We start from the raw sequence: 17,745 nt of genomic DNA on the forward strand, positions 1-17,745 counted from the left end.
GAGGAACGGCGCCGGGGCCTCCTCGACCAGCTTCTGGTGCCGGCGCTGCAGGGAGCAGTCACGTGTCGATACGACGACCACGTTGCCGTGTTTGTCGGCCAGGCACTGGGTCTCGACGTGCCGGGGGCGGTCGAGGTAGCGCTCGACGAAGCATTCGCCGCGGCCGAAGGCGGCGACCGCCTCGCGGACCGCGGACTCGTACAGCTCCGGGACCTCTTCGAGGGTGCGGGCGACCTTGAGGCCGCGTCCGCCGCCGCCGAAGGCCGCCTTGATGGCGATGGGCAGGCCGTGCTCCTCGGCGAAGGCGACGACCTCCTCGGCGCCGCTCACCGGGTCGGGGGTGCCGGCGACCAGGGGGGCGCCGGCGCGCTGGGCGATGTGGCGGGCGGCGACCTTGTCGCCCAGATCGCGGATGGCCTGCGGGGGCGGGCCGATCCAGATCAGGCCCGCGTCGAGGACGGCCTGGGCGAAGTCGGCGTTCTCCGAGAGGAAGCCGTAGCCCGGATGGACGGCGTCCGCGCCCGACTCCGCTGCCGCGTTGAGGACTTTCTCGATGTCCAGGTAGCTGGTGGCCGGGGTGTCACCGCCCAGGGCGAACGCCTCATCCGCGGCGCGGACATGCGATGCGTCCCGGTCCGGGTCCGCGTATACGGCCACGCTCGCGATCCCTGCGTCCCGACAGGCCCGGGCCACGCGGACAGCGATTTCGCCACGGTTGGCGATCAGCACCTTGCGCACGACGTGGTCAGCCTTTCGTGGGGGAGGGAGGGGGGAAGAAGGAGACGTTCGGCGCCGGGGTGTTCAGCGCTGCCAGCTCGCCGGAGAGCGGTAGCGGGCGTGCGGTCCGACCGCGCTCCACAGGGGGGCCGGCGTGGTCCGTGAGGTGGGCCGCGGCTGGTCGTTCCGTCCGGTTCGGGTCAGCAGGAGGGCGGTCAGGACGGCGATCCCGTCGTCGTCGAGGGTGCCGCGCTCGATGCGGATCAGAGGCTCCTGTGCGGTCATGCCGGCCGTCACTGGGGTGGGTTGCCGTGCTTGCGGCTCGGCAGTCCGACGTGCTTGGCACGCAGCATGGCCAGGGAACCGATGAGAACCCGACGGGTCTCGGCGGGGTCGATGACATCGTCGACCAGGCCGCGCTCAGCGGCGTAGTACGGATGCATCAGCTCGGCCCGGTACTCCTTGACCATCTGGGCCCGCATGGCGTCCGGGTCGTCCGCCTCGGCGATCCGGCGGCGGAAGACGACGTTCGCGGCGCCCTCCGCGCCCATCACCGCGATCTCGTTGGCCGGCCAGGCCAGCGAGATGTCCGCGCCGATGGAACGCGAGTCCATGACGATGTACGCCCCGCCGTACGCCTTGCGCAGCACCACCGAGATCCGCGGCACGGTGGCGTTGCAGTAGGCGTACAGCAGCTTGGCGCCGTGGCGGATGATGCCGCCGTGCTCCTGGTCCACGCCGGGCAGGAAGCCCGGCACGTCCACCAGCGTCACCAGCGGGATGTTGAAGGAGTCGCAGAACTGGACGAAGCGCGCGGCCTTGTCACTGGCGTGGATGTCCAGCACCCCGGCCAGGGCCCGCGGCTGGTTGGCCACCACGCCCACGACCTGGCCGTCCAGCCGGGCCAGCGCGCACACGATGTTCTCCGCCCAGCCCGCGCTGATCTCGAAGAAGTCGCCGCCGTCGACGATCTCGGCCACGACCTCGCGCACGTCGTAGGGCTGGTTGCCCTCGGCCGGCACCAGGTCGCGCAGGACGTCGGTGGTCCGGTCGGCGGGGTCCGCGCAGGGTTCCGAGGGGGGAAGCTCCCGGTTGTTCTGCGGGAGCATCGAGAGCAGGTAGCGGACCTCTTCGAGGCAGGTCTCCTCGTCGTCGTACGCGAAGTGGGCCACGCCGGAGGTGCGGGCGTGGACGTCCGCGCCGCCCAGGCCGTTCTGGGTGATGTCCTCCCCGGTCACCGCCTTGACCACGTCCGGGCCTGTGATGAACATCTGCGAGGTGTCCCGGACCATGAACACGAAGTCCGTCAGGGCGGGGCTGTAGGCCGCGCCGCCGGCGCACGGGCCGAGCATCACGCTGATCTGCGGGATGACACCGGACGCCTCGGTATTGCGCTGGAAGATCCCGCCGTAGCCCGCGAGGGCGGTGACACCCTCCTGGATCCGGGCCCCGGCACCGTCGTTGAGCGACACCAGCGGGGCGCCGGCGGCGATCGCCCGGTCCATCAGCTTGTGGATCTTGTCCGCGTGGGCCTCGCCGAGCGCGCCGCCGAAGATCCGGAAGTCATGGGCGTACACGAACACCGTGCGCCCGAACACCGTGCCCCAGCCGGTGATGACACCGTCGGTGTAGGGCTTCTTGTCCTCCAGCCCGAACCCGCGGGCGCGGTGGCGGCGCAGCTGTTCCAGTTCCTGGAAGGACCCCTCGTCCAGGAGGAGGCCGATCCGCTCCCGGGCCGTCAGCTTTCCCTTGGCGTGCTGGCGCTCGGTGGCGCGCGGATCCGGGCCGTCGATCGCCGCCCGGCGTTTGTCCATCAGCTCGCTGAGCGATTCCTGCGTCATGCGTCGTCCCCCGTGCGTGGATGCCAGAAGTGGGCCGGGGGCGGCGCACCCGGCCGGGTGCGCCGCCGTGGGTCAGACGTGGGCGGTCTCCCGCGCCAGTCGGCTGTTGACGTAGTCGACGAGGGCCTGCGGTGTGGTCAGCTCGTCCATCGGCGCCTCGTCCACCGCCACGCCGTATTCCTGCTCGATGCGGGAGAGGGTCTCCAGCAGGGCTATGGAGTCGTAACCGAGGTCCTCGAAGGTGATCGCGGCGACCTCGCCGTCGAGGTCCCCGTTCTCGGGCTCGCCCGCGCAGGCGCGGAGGATGGTACGAAGCCCGTCGAGGCTGAAGTTCATGTCAATGTCCTTTCAGGAAGGGCGAGTTGGGGAGGGGTAGTGCGGGTCGTGCGGGCCGGGGCGGCGGGTGGCTCAGGGGACCCGGGAGACCACCGCGGCCGAGTTGAAGCCGCCGTCCCCGCGGGCGAGCACCAGGGCGTGGTCCAGCCGTGCCGGGCGCGGGCCGCCGGTCACCAGGTCCAGGCCCAGCTCCCCGGCGAGGTCGCCGCCGCCGATCGTGGGCGGGATCTCCCCGTCGCGGATGGCGAGCAGCGCGCTGACGACATCGGTCGCGGCTCCGGCGCCGTACATGCGCCCGGTCATGGTCTTGGGCAGGGTCACCGGCACCCGGCGCGGGCCGAACAGCTCGACGAGGGCGGTGGCCTCGGCCCGGTCGGCGGCGGCCTCGGCCGCTCCGTCGGCGAAGACCACGTCGATGTCGTCCGGGGTCAGTCCGGCGTCGTCCAGGGCGATCCGGGCGGCTCGGGCCAGGGTCGGGGGCTGCCCGGTGGCCGGGTGCGGGTCGAAGGTGGCGCCGTAGCCGGTGAGGGCGCCGTAGATGTGCCGCGCGCCGCGTTCCCGGGCGGCCCCGAGCGGCTCCAGGATCATCATGGCGCTGCCCTCGCCGGGCACATGGCCCCGCGCGGAGCGGTCGAAGGGGGCGTACGCGGTGTCCGGGTCCTCGCCCGTGCTCAGGTTCCCGGCGGTCATGCCCGCGGTGAGGCCGTACGGGCAGACCGGGGCGTCCGCGCCGCCCGCCACCACGAACCGCTGCCCGTCCCGCAGCCGCCGGCGCGCCTGGGCGAGGGCGTCGATGCCGCCGACCTGACCGGTGACGACCACCCCGCTCGGGCCCTTGAGCTGGTGGCGGATGGAGATCTGGCCGGTGTTGACGCCGTAGAACCAGGCGTACGACATATACGCGGTGACGTAGCGGGGCCCCTTGCTCCACAGGCTCTGCAGTTCCCGCTGGATGAACTCCACGCCGCCGACCGCGTTGGCGGTGACCACCGAGCCGTCGAACTCGCCGAAGTCGGCGGGGTCCAGCTCCGCGTCGCCCAGCGCCCACGCGGTGGTGACCAGGGACAACTGGGTGGCGCGGTCCGTGGCCGGGACGAGCCGGCTGGGGATGTGCTCCCTGGCGTCGAAGCCGTGGATCTCACCGGCCACCCGCACCGGGTAGGCGCCGGCGTCGAAGTGGGTGATGGGGCCGATGCCGCCCACGCCCTTGCGGGTCGCGGACCAGAAGGCATCGGTGCCCAGACCGTTGGGGGCGGCGACGGCCAGACCGGTGAAGACCGGCAGTGCGTCACGGTGCGTCGCCGCGCGCCCCGCGGCCGTCGGTTCCTGCGCTGCGGTGTGCCCTGTGTTCATCGGTGGGCGCCCTCCTTGACGAGTACGGCCGCGCTCTGGAACCCGCCGAAGCCGCTGCCCACGCTCAGCGCCACATCGACCCGCTGCTCGCGGGCCACCAGGGGCACGTAGTCCAGGTCGCAGTCGGGGTCGGGGGTGTGCAGATTCGCCGTGGGCGGGATGACGCCGTGCTCGATGGCCAGCGCACAGGCCGCCAGCTCGATGGAGCCGATCGCGCCCAGGGAGTGGCCGATCACGGACTTGATGGAGCTGACCGGGGTCCTGCGGGCGGCGTCGCCCAGGCTGCGCTTGTACGCGGCCGTCTCGTGCCGGTCGTTCTGCTTGGTGCCCGAGCCATGGGCGTTGATGTAGTCGATGGCCTCGGGGGCGATCCGCGCCGTGGTCAGCGCGGAGTCGATCGCGGCGGCCATCTCGCGGCCGTCCGGGCGCAGCGCGGTCATGTGGTGGGCGTTGCACCGGGCGGCGAACGCGGCGACCTCGGCGATGACATGGGCGCCGCGGGCGTGGGCGTGCTCGGCGGTCTCCAGCACGAAGACCGCGCCTCCCTCGCCGAGGACGAATCCGTCCCGGTCGCGGTCGAAGGGCCGCGAGGCGTGCTCGGGGTCGTCGTTGTGCGGCGAGGTGGCCTTGATCGCGTCGAAGCAGGCCACGGTGATGGGCGTGATCGGGGCGTCGGTGGCCCCGGTGATCATGACGTCGGCGCTGCCCTCCCGCAGGATCTCGCAGGCGTACCCGACGGCGTCCAGCCCCGAGGTGCAGCCCGCGGAGATCATCGCGGCCGGGCCCTGGGCGCCGGTGAGCCAGGCGATCTCCCGGACCAGTGAGCTGGGGGTGTTGTAGTCCGCCAGATACGGGCCGGCCTTCTCGGGTGCCAGTTCCCAGGAGGCGCCGTCACCGCTGATCTCCCGGTAGAGGCGGTCCAGTTCGCGGACCGAGCCCACCGCGCTGCCCAGTGCCACGCCCGTGCGGGCCGCGACCCGCTCCGTGACCTCCAGACCGGACTGCGCGAGCGCCTCACGCGCGGCGACATGGGCGAACTGGGAGGACCGGCTCATGCGCGCGGCCTGTTCCTGGGTGAGCCCGTGCTCCGTGGGCAGGAAATCGCATTCCGCCGCGATACGGGAGCGAAATCCGGTGGCGTCGAACGCGGTGATGTTCCGGGTGGCGCTCCGCCCGCTGGTCAAGGTTTCCCAGAAGTTCTTGACACCGATTCCGCGTGGCGCCACCACGCCGATTCCGGTGATCACTACACGCCTTGGCGGCAGCATGCTCGAATCCCCTCAGCAGTACCGTCGTGAATTGCGGGAATTTTCTTAGTGCTCCTGAATGATTGCGCCGCGTCGACATCACCAGGAAGGGCCTACGGACCCAAATGGCATCCAGTGCCACGTCGTGGTGTTTGCGTCAGCGGGTTTGGGCCCTGAGACCCTGTGCAGCTCAGGGGGCAGATGGAACGCTGTGCACATGCTGGTCCAACGATGTGATGTGGCCGTGGTCGGATACGGCCCGGTGGCGCAGACACTGAGTGCCCTCCTGGGGCAGTCGGGTCACCAGGTCGTCGCCTTCGAGAAACAGCCGGGCATCGCCTGTTCGCCGCGCGCGATCCATATCGACGACGAAATCATGCGGCTCATGGAGAGAATCGGTGCCGGTGCCGAGATCCGTGAGAACTCCAGGTGCTGGGACACCTATGACACCAGGACCGCCGCATTCGGCGGTGAACTACTGCGCCATTTCGACTGGAGCGGTATCGGCCGGCACGGCTGGCGCGAGCACTGGAGCTTCTACCAGCCCTGCCTGGAGGCCGCCGTCGACCGGCGGGTGCGGGACTGCTCCTCGGTCACGGTCGAGTTCGGTGCCGAGGCCGTGGCGCTGGCCCAGGACGCGGACGGCGTGACACTGACCGTCGCCGACACGGCGACCGGCGAGCGCCGCACCGTCCGCGCCCGGCACCTGGTCGGCGCGGACGGCGCGGACGGCTTCGTCCGCGAGGCGCTCGGCATCGCCGTCACCCGCGGCAGCGGCGGACCCCGCCGGCTCGTCCTGGACGTCCAGGAGAAGCACCCGATGTCCTTCGAGTTCGAGAACGGGCACTTCCTGGACCCCGAGCGGCCCGGCTGCCTCTTCCGCCTCGGAACCTCGCACCGCCGCTTCGAGTTCCAGCTCTTCGACCACGAACGGAGCGAGGACTTCACCGCGGAGAGGGCCTGGGAACTGCTCGCCCCGTGGGGCGGGCCCGAGGACTTCACCCTGCTGCGGCGGCCCGTGGTCACCTTCCGCGAGCTGATGGCCGACACCTGGCAGCGCGGCCGTTGCTTCCTGATCGGGGACGCGGCCCACGCCATGTGGCCGTTCGCCGGGCAGGGCATGTGCTCGGGCATGCGGGACGCCGCGGCGCTGGCCTGGCGGCTGGACCTGCTGTACCGCGGCGCCGCCGACGCCTCGGTCCTCGACACCTTCACCGCGGACCGCAAGGACGACGTCCAGAGCTGTATGGACCAGGCGCGCCAGGTCGGCGGGCCGTGCATCGCCTCGGACCCGGAGCGGATCGAGCAGCGCAACGCCACGATGCGGGCCCAGCTGGCCGATCCCGCACTGGCCCCGGTCCCGCCCCCGCGCCCCGGGCCGCGGGCCTTCGCCCACGAGGACCCGACGGCGGGCCGGCCGGCCCTACAGGCCGAGGTCCGGCTCGGCGGCCGGCAGGGGATGTTCGACGAGGTCGTCGGCCATGGCTTCGTCCTGCTCGCCGGCTCCGCCGAGGCCGCCTCCGCCTTCACCTCGCTCGCCCCGGAGCCGCGCGCCGCGCTGGACCGGGCCGGGGTGATCCTCGCCCATGTGGGCCCGCCGGGATCGGCCGCCCCGGTCACCGACGTGACGGGGGCCTACGGCGACTGGCTGGCCGAACTCGGCGCCGACTGCGTACTGGTCCGCCCGGATTTCTACGTGTACGGATCCGCCCGCGGGACGCGCGGCGGCACACAGCTGCTGGAGCACCTCGCCCACGCCCTGACGGCCCGGCGCTCGGCCCGGGTGTGAAGCGGCGCGGCCCACCCCGCCTGCGCCGAACCGACTCTGCCGAACCGCCTTCGCCGAACCGGCCTTCGCCCATCCGCTATCGAGGAAGACCCACCATGCCGGACATACGACAGACACCGGGAGCGACGGTCAGCGTCGCCTACCACTCGCGGCACGGGCACACCGCCGTCCTGGCCGCCGCCGTGGCCGACGGGGCGCGGCAGACCGGGGCGCGGACCCATGTGCTCGCGGTCGACCGGGTCGACGACGACGGCTGGCGCCTCCTGGACGCCTCCGACGCGATCGTCTTCGGTTGCCCGACCTACATGGGCAACGTCTCCTCGGAGTTCCAGGCCTTCGCCGAAGCCACCTCGCGCCGCTGGCTGGACGGAGCGTGGCGGGACAAGGTCGCGGCCGGCTTCTCCAACTCCGGCTGTCTGAGCGGCGACAAACTCCAGGTGCTGCAGGCACTGGCCATCCTGGCCGCCCAGCACGGGATGCACTGGGTCAACCTCGGCCTCAAGCCCGGCTACAGCGCGAGCACCGACAGCATGAACGACCCCAACCGCCTGGGAATCTTCCTCGGCGCCGGTGCGCAGACCCCCGCCGATCTGGGCGACGAGGGTGTGCACCCGTCCGACCTCGAAACCTGCCGGCTGCTCGGCAGGCGGGTGGCCGGGGTGAGCGCGGCGCTCACCGCCGGTACGCGCCTGCCGGCCGACGGCGTACGAACAGGAGCGGCATGACAGCGCAGACAGCCGAGTTGGGGCGGCTCTCCCCGGTGACCGACAACGTCCACGCCTTCACCCAGCCCGACTGGGGATGGGGTCTCAACAACTGCGGTGTCGTCAGCACGGACGAGGGCGTGCTGCTGGTCGACACCTGCTTCACCGAGCGGCGCACCACACGGCTGCGCGAGGAGATCGCCCGGGTCGGCGGCGCACCGGTGCGGTATGTGGTCAACACCCACCACCACGGTGACCACACCTTCGGCAACTACCAGTTCCCCGACGCCGCCGTCATCGGGCACCCGTACTGCCGGGACAAGATCATCAGCGAGGGCCTGGCCGTCGTACCGTACTTCGGCACCGTGGAGTGGGGCGACATCCGGATCAGCCCGCCGACGGTGCTGTGCGCGGACCGTCTCACCCTCGAACTCGGCGGACTCACGGCCGAGATCATCCCGGTGGCTCCGGCCCACACGCTGGGCGATGTGGTGGTGTGGCTGCCCGAGCGGCGGGTGCTCTTCGTCGGCGACATCATCTTCAACGGCTGCACCCCGGTCATCACCGACGGTTCCCTGTCCGGGATGCGCAGCGCGCTGCGCACCCTGCGCGCGCTGCGGCCCGAGGTGGTGGTCCCCGGACACGGCCCGCTCGCGGGCCCCGAGGTCTTCGACGCCGCCGAGGACTACTTCGACTTCGTGGCGGACGCGGCCCGCAGCGGGCGTGAGCGCGGACTGAACCCCCTCGACGCGGCGCGGGCGGTGGACCTCGGGCCGTACGCCGCATGGCAGGACAGTGAGCGCCTGGTCGCCAACATCGCCCGGACGTACTCGGAGATGGCCGGCGAGCCGATCGGGACCCCGCTGCGGCGGGCGGAGATCGCGCCGATGATGACCGCCTTCGCCGGCCGCCCGCTGCGCTGCCTGGCCTGACCTGCCCGCGCCCGCGCCCCCGCCTCGGGCGACAACTCCGTGCGGCGACGCCGTACGACACCTCCCTACGACACCTCCCTACGACAACTGCGCACGACAACTCCGTACGACAACTCCTCGACGAAGAGAGCGACATGAAGATCGGACGTGTACTGCGGGACGGCCCCGACGGGCCGGTGCCCCGGCTGGTGTCGGTGCACCCGGAGACCGGTACGGTGCTCGACCTGGCCGCCGAGGAGCGGCGCAGGCTGATCGACGCCGGTGCCTCGCCGCGCCGGGCCGTGCGGCTGGCCGCCGCACAGTTCCCCGGCAGCCTGACGGAGGCGCTGGAGAGCGGCCCCGCTTTCCGGGAGGCGGCCGACCGGGTCCTGAGGGACGCCGACCCGGCTCTCGGTATCCCCCTGTCCGAGGTGCGGTGGCTGGCGCCGGTGGACCCGCCGGTGCTGCGGGACTTCAACGCCTTCAAGAACCACGAGGCCACCGCCCCCGACGTGTGGTTCGAGGTGCCGCTCTTCTTCAAGATCAACCCGTCGACGATCGTCGGCCCCGGTGAGCGGATCGTCTGGCCGGCCGGCTGCGAGCACCTGGACTACGAGCTCGAACTCGGCCTCGTCATCGGCTCCCCGGCCCGCGACCTCACCCCGCAGACGGCCCGCACCGCCCTGTTCGGGGTGACCGTCTTCGACGACTTCAGCGCCCGCAACCTGCTGCGCCACGAGATGGAGGGGCGGCTGGGGCCGGCCAAGGGCAAGGACTTCTCCACCGCGCTGGGCCCCTGGGTGGTCACCGTCGACGAACTCGACCTCACCGACCTGACGATGACCGCCTACGTCAACGGCGAGGAGTGGTCCCGCGGGAACAGCGGCTCGCTGGTGTGGAGCATCGAGGAGATCCTCAGCTACGCCTCCCGCTCGGAGCCGCTGGTGCCCGGTGAGGTGATCGGCACCGGCACGGTGGCCGGCGGCAGCGGCTGGGAGCTGGGCCGCAGGCTGGAGCCCGGCGACACCGTACGCCTGGAGATCGACGGCGTGGGCCGGCTGGAGAACACCGTCGGCGCGCCCGACCCGGTGCGCTGGCAGCCCACTCCCCGCAAGCGGGCGGGGGCCGGGCGATGACGGACAACGCGGCCATCGCCCGCAGGCTGTTCACCGCGCTGCAGGACGCCGACGTCCCGGTGATCCACGAGCTGATCGCCGAGGATCTGGTCGACCACAGCCCGATGTTCGGCCGTAACGCCTTCGAGCGGGAGAACCTCAAGGAGTCCGCGGTCCGCTTCAAGACCGCCTTCCCCGATGTCCGCATCCGCACCGAGCATGTGCTCGCGGACGGGGACAAGGTCCTGGTGTACGAGATCGTCAGCGGCACCCACACCGGCCCGTTCGGCGAGCGGCCGCCGACGGGGCGCACGATGCGCGTGCAGGCCGCGCACGTCCTGCGGATCGCCGGCGGCAAGGTCGTCGAGCACTGGTCCGTACGGGAGCTGGACAGCATGCGGGCCGCACTGGGCGTCGACGCGGACGGCACCCCCCATGGCGACTAGGCCCTGTCCTCAAACTCCCGCCTGCCTGGGGGCGGGGCCTAGCCACGGCCGGGCCGGGAAGGGCGGCGCCGGGCGGGACGGCGGGGGCTGGATCGACGTCCACGCCCATCTGGTGCCGCCCTCCTTCGACCGGGCCTGGCACGACGCCCCGCCCGCCCACCGGGACGGCATGCCCGGCCTGCCCGCGTGGTCCCTCGCCGGGGCGCTGGAGGACATGGACCGCCTGGGGGTGCGGGCCGCGGCCGTCGGCATTCCGTCCCCCGGGGTGAACTTCGGTGATCCCGGGCGGGCCGCGGACCTGGCCCGCCGGTTCAACACCGAGTGCGCCGGGCTCGTCGCCGACTCAGGGGGCCGGCTCGGCCTGCTGGCCTGTCTGCCGCTGCCCGACACGGACGCCGCGCTGGCGGAGATCGCGGCGGTGGCGGACCTGCCCGAGGTCCATGGGTACGTCCTGTTCACCAACTACGACGGCCGCTACCTGGGCGATCCCTCGTTCCGGCCGGTCCTCGCCGAACTCGCCCGGCGCCGCGCCACCGTGCTGCTGCACCCGACCTCGGCGCCGGCCGTGCCGGCCCCGGGCGTCCGCCGCCCGCCGAGCGCGCTGCTGGAGTTCCCCTTCGACACCACCCGGTGTGTCATCGACCTGGTGCTGTCGGGGTCGCTGGCCGACTTCCCCGAGGTGCGGTGGATCGTGCCGCACGCCGGAGCGACGCTGGGCGTGCTCGCCGACCGGGTGGCGGCGCTGACCGCGGCCATGCATCCGGACACCGAGGTCGATGTGCTCGGCGCGCTGCGCTCGCTGTACTACGACCTGGCGGGGCCGGTGCTGCCCCGGCAGCTGGACACGCTGCTGCGTATCGCGGACCCGCTGCGCCTGCTGTACGGCACCGATCTGCCGTTCTTCCCCCGGGAGCCGGTCCACCGCTGGCAGGGCGAACTGGATCGCACGGGCCTGCTGGACGAGCGGCAGCGGAGTGCCGTGGCCCGGGAGACCGCCGCCACGCTCTTTCCCCGGCTGACCGCGGCGTGAGGGCGGCGGCGGCCCGCCGCCCCCCGTTCCGGCTTCGTCACGTGGCCATGTGACTTCCGGCTTCGTCACGTGGTCATGTGACAGCGCCCCCGTCGTGCGGCCGGGGAACGGCGGGAGGGTTCGCTCCCGCACCGCTCGTCCTCGGCCGTACCCGCGTCGTCGTCCGTCTTCGAGGAACGCGCCAGACCCAGCCAGATCGCCATGGCCTCGGCCCGGTGGCGGGCCCCCAGCTTGGCGAACAGCCGGTTGATGTGGTTCTTGACAGTCTTCTCGCTGATGAACAACTCGCGCGCGATCTCGGTGTTGGTGAAGCCGCGCGAGAGGACATTCATGATGTCCCGCTCCCGGTCGGAGACATCTCCCAGGAGTTCCTGCTCATCGGCCTCATCGGCGGTGGCCCTGCCCGCCGGCGGCGAGATCAGTACGGACCCCCACGTGTTCACCAGACAGGGAACGTGTGCGAGATCCTTCCTGTGCTCCTTGCGGATCCGCCACAGGACTAAGTCCCCGTCGGCCGGGCTGTCGCAGGGCTGGGCGGCACCGTTCCGCAGGATCACATAGGGGTGGACCGGCGCTCCGCAGGAGCATTTCGAGACGGGTTCGGATCGAGGACCGGCATGGGAACGACCATCGGAAACAGACACCTGGAATTCGCGTACGGCATTGCCTGTCATGCTTTTTGTTTCCCCCATTTGGTGAGCTAGGCGCTCCTGGTCAAATCCTTTCCAGTAAAGTTGTCCATGCAGCGGAGTGCCCATCACGGAATGATTTGTGCAGATCGGCTGCACTGTCGAAACGGTACCTCGTACTCCGCTGTGAAGATCCACCGTGAGACGGAAGTCACCCGGCGGCCGTGACTGACTTATTTTCGACCCCCGAAATTTACTTTCCTTGTACAATAAACCGGCCCGGGGCTTGTCGTCCAGATCAATCGTGATAATCGGGGGTTGCGCCAGATGAAATCCGTGGACCTGAACCTCCTCACCGCCCTCGACGCACTGCTGGAGGAGGGCAGCGTCACCGGTGCCGCGGAGCGGATGCGGACCTCCACCCCGACCATGAGCCGGACCCTGGCCCGGTTGCGCCGGGCCTTCGGTGACCCGCTCCTGGTCCGCGCGGGCCGCCAGATGGTGCCGACGCCCCGCGCCCTGGCGGTCCGGGAGCAGGTGCGCTCGCTGGTCGAACAGGCCAACGGGATGTTCGCGGAGACCGGGGCGCCCGACCTGACCTCGCTGAAGACGACCTTCACCGTGCAGGCCAACGACATGGTGATCGGGGCGCTCGCCCAGCCGCTGCTGAGCACCATCCACCGCCAGGCCCCCAATGTCACGGTCCGGTTCGTCCCGGAGGACTCCGGCGACAGCACCCCGAAGCTGCGCGAGGGCGCCACCGACCTGGTGCTCAGCGTGGCCGACTTCGCCTCCGCCGAGGTCAACAGCGAACGGCTCATGGTCGACCGGGTGCGCGCCGTGGTGCGGGCCGGGCACCCGCTGCTGCGCGGCGAGGTGACCCGGGAGCGATTCGCCGCGGCCCAGCACATCAGCGTCTCCCGGCGCGGCCGGCTCGCCGGCCCCATCGACGACCACCTCGCCGAGTACGGGCTGCACCGGCAGGTGGTCTCCGTCGTGCCGAGCTGGGTCGCCTCCTGGCACATGCTCGCGCGGAGCGACCTGGTGGGGCTGGCCGCCGAGCGGCTGAGCCGCGAGGCCGTCTCCCTGCTCGATCTGCGCACGCTGCGCATTCCGCTGCAGCTCCCGCCGATCGTCGTCGCGCAGTCCTGGCACATCCGGCACCAGGCCGACCCCACCCACACGTGGTTCAGGCACTGTGTGCGCAGCGTCTTCGAAAGCCGGCAGACCGACGGCCCGGCGCACCCCGACGGCGGCCCGGCCGCCCCCTGAACAATTGGATTGCCGCCATCCGCAATGCTGCCTTATCAGGATTGCATTTTGTGACGCTCGTGCCTGCGGATACCGTGGAAATTGACGCTGCTCAGCGGTGTATGAATTTCCGGACAAGGTAGGCAGGCTGGTGCTGGATATGCAGAGCAATGATTACGACGTCCTCATCTCCGGCGGTGGACCGGTCGGCCTGATGCTCGCCTGCGAGCTGCGTCTGCACGGGGTGTCCACGTTGGTCGTGGAGCGTCTCGCGCCCGGGGCCAACGAGCCGAGGACGCTGACGATCCATGCCCGCACCCTGGAAATAATGGACCGCCGGAATCTGCTCGCGGATTTCATGGCCGCGGAAAAGGCCACGGCCAATCTGGACGAATATCGCCGCCGGCTGGCGAACACCTCCGCACGCGGGCACTTCGCCGGGCTCTTCGTGCTGGGCCGTGGCACCGTCACCACCGAACAGCCCCAGGAACTGGCGCTCTCCCGTGAGGCCACCGAGGCCATCCTCACCCGCCGGGCGACCGGCACCGGGGCCGTCGTCCGCCATGGCGCCGAGGTCGTGGGGCTCGCGCAGGACGCCGGCGGTGTGGCGGTCACGGTGCACGACGCACAGGGCACCAGCGTGATCCGGGCGGGCTATGTGGTCGGCTGCGACGGCGGACGCAGCACCGTGCGCAAGCTCGCCGGCATCGACTTCCCGGGCACCGAACCCCAGACGGTGAGCTGGATGGGCCTCGGCACGGTCACCGATCAGGACCGGCTGCCCATGGGCTGGCAGCGGCACGAGCGCGGCTGGTTCATGCGGATGCCCGACGGCCGTATCTCCACCACCGAGTGGGACCGCCCCGTGCCCGAAACCCCGCCCACGATCGAGGAGTTGACCGAGGCCGTCCACCGCATCACCGGTGAGCGCCTCCAGTTCACCGACGTCCGCTTCGTCTCCCGTTTCACCGACAGCACCCGGCTGGCCGCGCAGTACCGCACCGGGCGCGTCCTGCTCGCCGGAGACGCGGCACATGTGCACTTCCCCGCGGGCGGCCAGGGCGCCAACCTCGGCCTCCAGGACGCGGTGAACCTCGGCTGGAAGCTCGCGGCCGCCTGCCAGGGCCGCCCCGGGCTCCTGGACACCTACGACACCGAGCGGCGCCCGGTCGCCGCCCGCGTCCTGCACAACACCCGCGCCCAGGTCGCCCTGATGCGCCCCGGCGCCCAGGTCGACGCGCTGCGCGAACTGGTCGCCGAACTCCTGGGCTTCGACGACGTCAACAACCGTCTGACCGACGCCGTCTACGGCACCGACGTCCACTACGGCGGCGGCGACGACCCGCGCGTCGGCATCTTCGTCGCCGACCGGCGGCTCAAGACCGAGGCCGGGACCGTACGCCTGGCGGAACTGCTGCGCGAGGGACGCCCGCTGCTGCTGGACCTCACCGGCACCTCCGCCGCCGTACGCACCGCCGAACCCTGGAGCGACCGGGTACGGGCCGTCGCCGCCCGGGCGGACGGCGCGGAGGCCGCCGTCCTGCTCATCCGCCCCGACGGCCATCTCGCCTGGGCCGGTGACGAACCCTTCCCCGGCGCGGACCTGCGCACCGCCCTGACCGACTGGGCCGGGCCGGCCCGCACCTGACCGACCCTCGCCGCCCCAGCTCCCCGACCGCTCGTCCCCAGAGGTCCTGGGTCCTGTCGTCAAATTTCCGCCTGCCCGTCCCTAGGAGGAGGACCCGTGCCCCTCGCACTGGCCGCACTCGCCCTGGCCGCCTTCGGCATCGGCACCACCGAGTTCGTCGTGATGGGCCTGCTGCCGACCATCGCGCACGACCTGGACGTCTCCATCCCCGACGCCGGATATCTGGTCTCGGCGTACGCCCTCGGCGTGGTCATCGGCGCCCCGCTGCTCACCCTGGCCGCCCGCCGGCTGCCCGCCAAGACCACGCTGCTGTCGCTGATGGGCCTGTTCACCGTCGGCAACATCGCGACCGCGCTCGCCCCCGACGAACCGGTCATGCTGGTGACCCGGTTCGTGGCCGGGCTCCCGCACGGGGCGTTCTTCGGGGTGGGCGCCGTCGTCGCCGCGGGCATGGTCTCCGCGGACCGCACCGCCAAGGCGGTGTCGATGATGTTCCTCGGCCTCGCCCTCGCCAACATCGCGGGTGTCCCCCTCGGCACCTATCTCGGCACCAGGATGGGCTGGCGCTCGGCGTTCGTGGTCGTCGCCGTCATCGGTGTGCTCAGCGTGCTCGCCATCGCCGTGCTGATCCCCCGGCAGGAGAAGGCGGCCCCGACCCGCGCCCGCGACGAACTCGCCGTGTTCCGCCGCGGCGAGGTGTGGCTGGCGCTGGGCACCGTCACCGTCGGCTTCGCCAGCATCTTCACCGTCTACAGCTATGTCGCCCCGCTGCTGACCGAGGCCGGCGGCTTCAGCTCCGCCTCGGTCAGCTGGCTGCTGGTCCTGCTGGGCGTGGGCATGACCGTGGGCAATGTCATCGGAGGCCGCGCCGCCGACCGCGCCCTGATCCCCAGCCTGTACACCGCCCTGGCCGCGCTGACCGTCGTCCTGGTGCTGTTCGCGCTGGCCGTCCCTCTGAAGGTCACCGCGGCCATCGGGCTCTTCGCCGCCGGCGTCGCCGGGTTCAGCCTCGGCCCGATCATGCAGACCTTCATCATGAGCAAGGCCCCCGACAGCGCCTCGCTGGTCTCCGCCTCCGTCCAGTCCGCGTTCAACATCGCCAACTCCCTCGGCGCCTACCTGGGCGGGCTCACCATCTCGGCCGGCCTCGGCTACACCTCGCCGGTCTGGCTCGGCGCCCTGCTCGCCCTGGTCGGACTCGTCATGGCCGTCGTCGTCACCACGGCCACCCGGCACGGACAGGGCCCCGAGACCCTGTCCGTCCGACAGCCCCAGCTGAACAATCAGAAATGACCTTCAGAAGTGACCTTCAGAAGTGACATACGCAGTGGAAAGGTGTCAGAGGTGTCAGAGGCATCAGAGGTGTCACACGTGACCGACGGACTGATGATGGAACCGGGTTCGGGCGACCGGATCACGATCGGCGGGCTCCAGATCGAGGTGAAGGTCTCCGCGAAGGACGCCAAGCTGAACTCGGCCTTCGAGGTCGTCGTCCCCCCGGGGTTTGACGTCGGCGCCCACCGCCACGACCACGGCGAGGAGATCTTCTACGTCCTGGAGGGCGAACTCGACCTGCTCGCCTTCGAACCGGTGGACATCAGCGGCGACAACTGGCGCGAGTGGCGCTCCCGCGACGGCCGGAGCGTGCTGCGGGCCGGCCCCGGCAGCATGATCTTCGTGCCGCCGGGCTGCCCCCACGCGTTCGCCAACCCGACCGACACCGAGGCCCGGATGCTCTTCCTGTCCTTCCCGGCCGGCCACGAGGACTATCTGCGCGAACTGGCCGGCCTGGTCAACGGCCGGGCCGGCACCGAGGCCGTCGTCGAACTCCGCAACCGCCACGGCATCGAACAGCTCACCACGATCGCGGCCTGACCGCGGGCCCGCTGTGTGCCTCGGCCGGCGGCTCCGGCGCCTGTCGTATCGTTCCTGAAGAGGCGCCCGAGCCGTCCCGTCCGGGCCGCATGGGCCGCCCGAGCCGCCCGAACCCGCGAACAGGAGTCCTCCGCCGTGTCCTCTTCCCGCCCGGTCCGGGTGCTGCTGGTGGAGGACGACGACCTGATGCGCCGCTCCTTCAGCGTCGCGCTGGAGCGCTACGGCTACGAGATGAAGGCCGCGGCCGACGGTCTCACGGGGCTCGAACTGTTCCGGGACGAGGACTTCGACCTGCTGATCCTGGATGTGATGCTGCCCGGCCTGGACGGGATCGGGTTGTGCCGCAGGGTCCGGGAGACGAGCCTGGTGCCGGTGCTGATGATGTCCGCCCGGGGCGACGGACTCGATGTCGTCGCCGGTCTGGAGGCCGGCGCGGACGACTACGTGGTCAAGCCCGTGGACACGTACGTGCTCGTCGCCCGCATCCGCTCGCTGCTGCGCAGGGCGACGTACGCGCCCGTGCCGGGACCGGAGCGCGCCGGGGGCGAGGGACCGGCGGCCGAGGGGGACGTGCTGGTCTTCGGGGAGCTGACCATCGACACCGCCGGCATGGAGGTGTCCGTCCGCGGCGACCGGGTGGCGCTGACCCCGACCGAGCTGAAGCTGCTGCTGGAGTTCGCCGCCCACCCGGGCGTCGTACTGGAACGGCACACCCTGCTGCGCGACGTCTGGGAGTACGGCTGGGACGGTGACAGCCGCGTCGTGGACCTGTGTGTGCAGCGGCTGCGCCGGAAGCTGGGCCGGGAGCGGATCGAGACGGTGCGCGGGTTCGGCTACAAGTTCAGGCGCTGAG

At 71.5% G+C, this 17,745-nt stretch carries 18 protein-coding genes; 11 read left to right on the top strand and 7 right to left on the bottom strand.

Features of this window, described 5'->3' with window-relative positions:
- The 6 genes from IE277_RS39605 to IE277_RS39630 form a co-directional block, all read right to left on the bottom strand.
- A partial coding sequence (locus tag IE277_RS39605; protein ID WP_308433463.1) for an ATP-binding protein occupies window positions 1–738 on the bottom strand: 738 nt, incomplete at its 3' end.
- 63 nt (window positions 739–801) lie between these two features.
- Complete coding sequence (locus IE277_RS39610; protein WP_189958584.1) at window positions 802–1,002, bottom strand: acyl-CoA carboxylase subunit epsilon; 201 nt, start codon at window positions 1,000–1,002, stop codon at window positions 802–804.
- 8 nt (window positions 1,003–1,010) lie between these two features.
- Window positions 1,011–2,531 carry an acyl-CoA carboxylase subunit beta gene (locus IE277_RS39615; RefSeq protein ID WP_229882323.1) on the bottom strand — a complete coding sequence of 507 codons (1,521 nt, stop codon included), beginning with the start codon at window positions 2,529–2,531 and terminating at the stop codon, window positions 1,011–1,013.
- A gap of 99 nt (window positions 2,532–2,630) precedes the next feature.
- On the bottom strand, window positions 2,631–2,894 hold the full coding sequence (locus IE277_RS39620) for an acyl carrier protein (protein ID WP_189958586.1): 264 nt from the start codon (window positions 2,892–2,894) through the stop codon (window positions 2,631–2,633).
- A 72-nt stretch (window positions 2,895–2,966) separates the two neighbouring features.
- Window positions 2,967–4,247 carry a beta-ketoacyl synthase N-terminal-like domain-containing protein gene (locus IE277_RS39625; protein WP_189958587.1) on the bottom strand — a complete coding sequence of 427 codons (1,281 nt, stop codon included), beginning with the start codon at window positions 4,245–4,247 and terminating at the stop codon, window positions 2,967–2,969.
- A complete protein-coding gene (locus tag IE277_RS39630) occupies window positions 4,244–5,515 on the bottom strand; it encodes a beta-ketoacyl-[acyl-carrier-protein] synthase family protein (RefSeq protein ID WP_189958588.1) in 1,272 nt (423 codons plus the stop codon). Before IE277_RS39630 ends, IE277_RS39625 begins: the two co-directional genes overlap by 4 nt.
- A 196-nt stretch (window positions 5,516–5,711) precedes the next feature.
- Here IE277_RS39630 and IE277_RS39635 point away from each other — a divergent pair, with 196 nt between their 5' ends.
- From IE277_RS39635 to IE277_RS39660, 6 genes are all read left to right on the top strand, one after another.
- Complete coding sequence (locus IE277_RS39635; RefSeq protein ID WP_189958589.1) at window positions 5,712–7,283, top strand: bifunctional 3-(3-hydroxy-phenyl)propionate/3-hydroxycinnamic acid hydroxylase; 1,572 nt, start codon at window positions 5,712–5,714, stop codon at window positions 7,281–7,283.
- Window positions 7,284–7,378: 95 nt separating this feature from the next.
- Window positions 7,379–8,008, top strand: coding sequence for a flavodoxin family protein (locus IE277_RS39640; RefSeq protein ID WP_189958590.1), 630 nt, complete (start codon window positions 7,379–7,381; stop codon window positions 8,006–8,008).
- Entirely contained in the window at window positions 8,005–8,919 is a 915-nt protein-coding gene (locus IE277_RS39645) for an MBL fold metallo-hydrolase (RefSeq protein ID WP_189958591.1), read from the top strand. Before IE277_RS39640 ends, IE277_RS39645 begins: the two co-directional genes overlap by 4 nt.
- Before the next feature lie 134 nt (window positions 8,920–9,053).
- Window positions 9,054–10,034: a fumarylacetoacetate hydrolase family protein gene (locus tag IE277_RS39650; protein WP_189958592.1), complete on the top strand. Its 981-nt coding sequence runs from the start codon at window positions 9,054–9,056 to the stop codon at window positions 10,032–10,034.
- Window positions 10,031–10,459, top strand: coding sequence for an ester cyclase (locus tag IE277_RS39655; RefSeq protein ID WP_189958593.1), 429 nt, complete (start codon window positions 10,031–10,033; stop codon window positions 10,457–10,459). Before IE277_RS39650 ends, IE277_RS39655 begins: the two co-directional genes overlap by 4 nt.
- Window positions 10,449–11,489, top strand: a complete 1,041-nt coding sequence (locus IE277_RS39660) for an amidohydrolase family protein (RefSeq protein ID WP_189958594.1) — start codon at window positions 10,449–10,451, stop codon at window positions 11,487–11,489. The genes IE277_RS39655 and IE277_RS39660 overlap by 11 nt, the downstream gene beginning before the upstream one ends.
- Before the next feature lie 65 nt (window positions 11,490–11,554).
- Here the strand turns inward: IE277_RS39660 and IE277_RS39665 are convergent, their stop codons facing one another.
- Window positions 11,555–12,046 carry a helix-turn-helix transcriptional regulator gene (locus IE277_RS39665; RefSeq protein WP_229882311.1) on the bottom strand — a complete coding sequence of 164 codons (492 nt, stop codon included), beginning with the start codon at window positions 12,044–12,046 and terminating at the stop codon, window positions 11,555–11,557.
- 399 nt (window positions 12,047–12,445) lie between these two features.
- Between IE277_RS39665 and IE277_RS39670 the strand changes: the two genes are divergently transcribed.
- The 5 genes from IE277_RS39670 to cseB all read left to right on the top strand — a co-directional run bounded on the left by IE277_RS39670 (window position 12,446) and on the right by cseB (window position 17,744).
- Window positions 12,446–13,390 carry a LysR family transcriptional regulator gene (locus IE277_RS39670; protein ID WP_189958621.1) on the top strand — a complete coding sequence of 315 codons (945 nt, stop codon included), beginning with the start codon at window positions 12,446–12,448 and terminating at the stop codon, window positions 13,388–13,390.
- A 139-nt stretch (window positions 13,391–13,529) separates the two neighbouring features.
- The gene (locus IE277_RS39675; protein ID WP_229882312.1) at window positions 13,530–15,017 is read left to right on the top strand and encodes an FAD-dependent monooxygenase; all 1,488 of its coding nucleotides are present in this window, start codon (window positions 13,530–13,532) and stop codon (window positions 15,015–15,017) included.
- A gap of 96 nt (window positions 15,018–15,113) precedes the next feature.
- Entirely contained in the window at window positions 15,114–16,310 is a 1,197-nt protein-coding gene (locus tag IE277_RS39680) for an MFS transporter (protein WP_189958597.1), read from the top strand.
- A gap of 93 nt (window positions 16,311–16,403) precedes the next feature.
- Window positions 16,404–16,892: a cupin domain-containing protein gene (locus tag IE277_RS39685; RefSeq protein ID WP_189958622.1), complete on the top strand. Its 489-nt coding sequence runs from the start codon at window positions 16,404–16,406 to the stop codon at window positions 16,890–16,892.
- Window positions 16,893–17,078: 186 nt separating this feature from the next.
- Window positions 17,079–17,744, top strand: a complete 666-nt coding sequence (gene cseB / locus IE277_RS39690; RefSeq protein ID WP_229882324.1) for a two-component system response regulator CseB — start codon at window positions 17,079–17,081, stop codon at window positions 17,742–17,744.
- Window position 17,745 lies beyond the last annotated feature (1 nt).

This window comes from Streptomyces alanosinicus (assembly GCF_014650595.1).
Lineage (GTDB): Bacteria > Actinomycetota > Actinomycetes > Streptomycetales > Streptomycetaceae > Streptomyces > Streptomyces alanosinicus.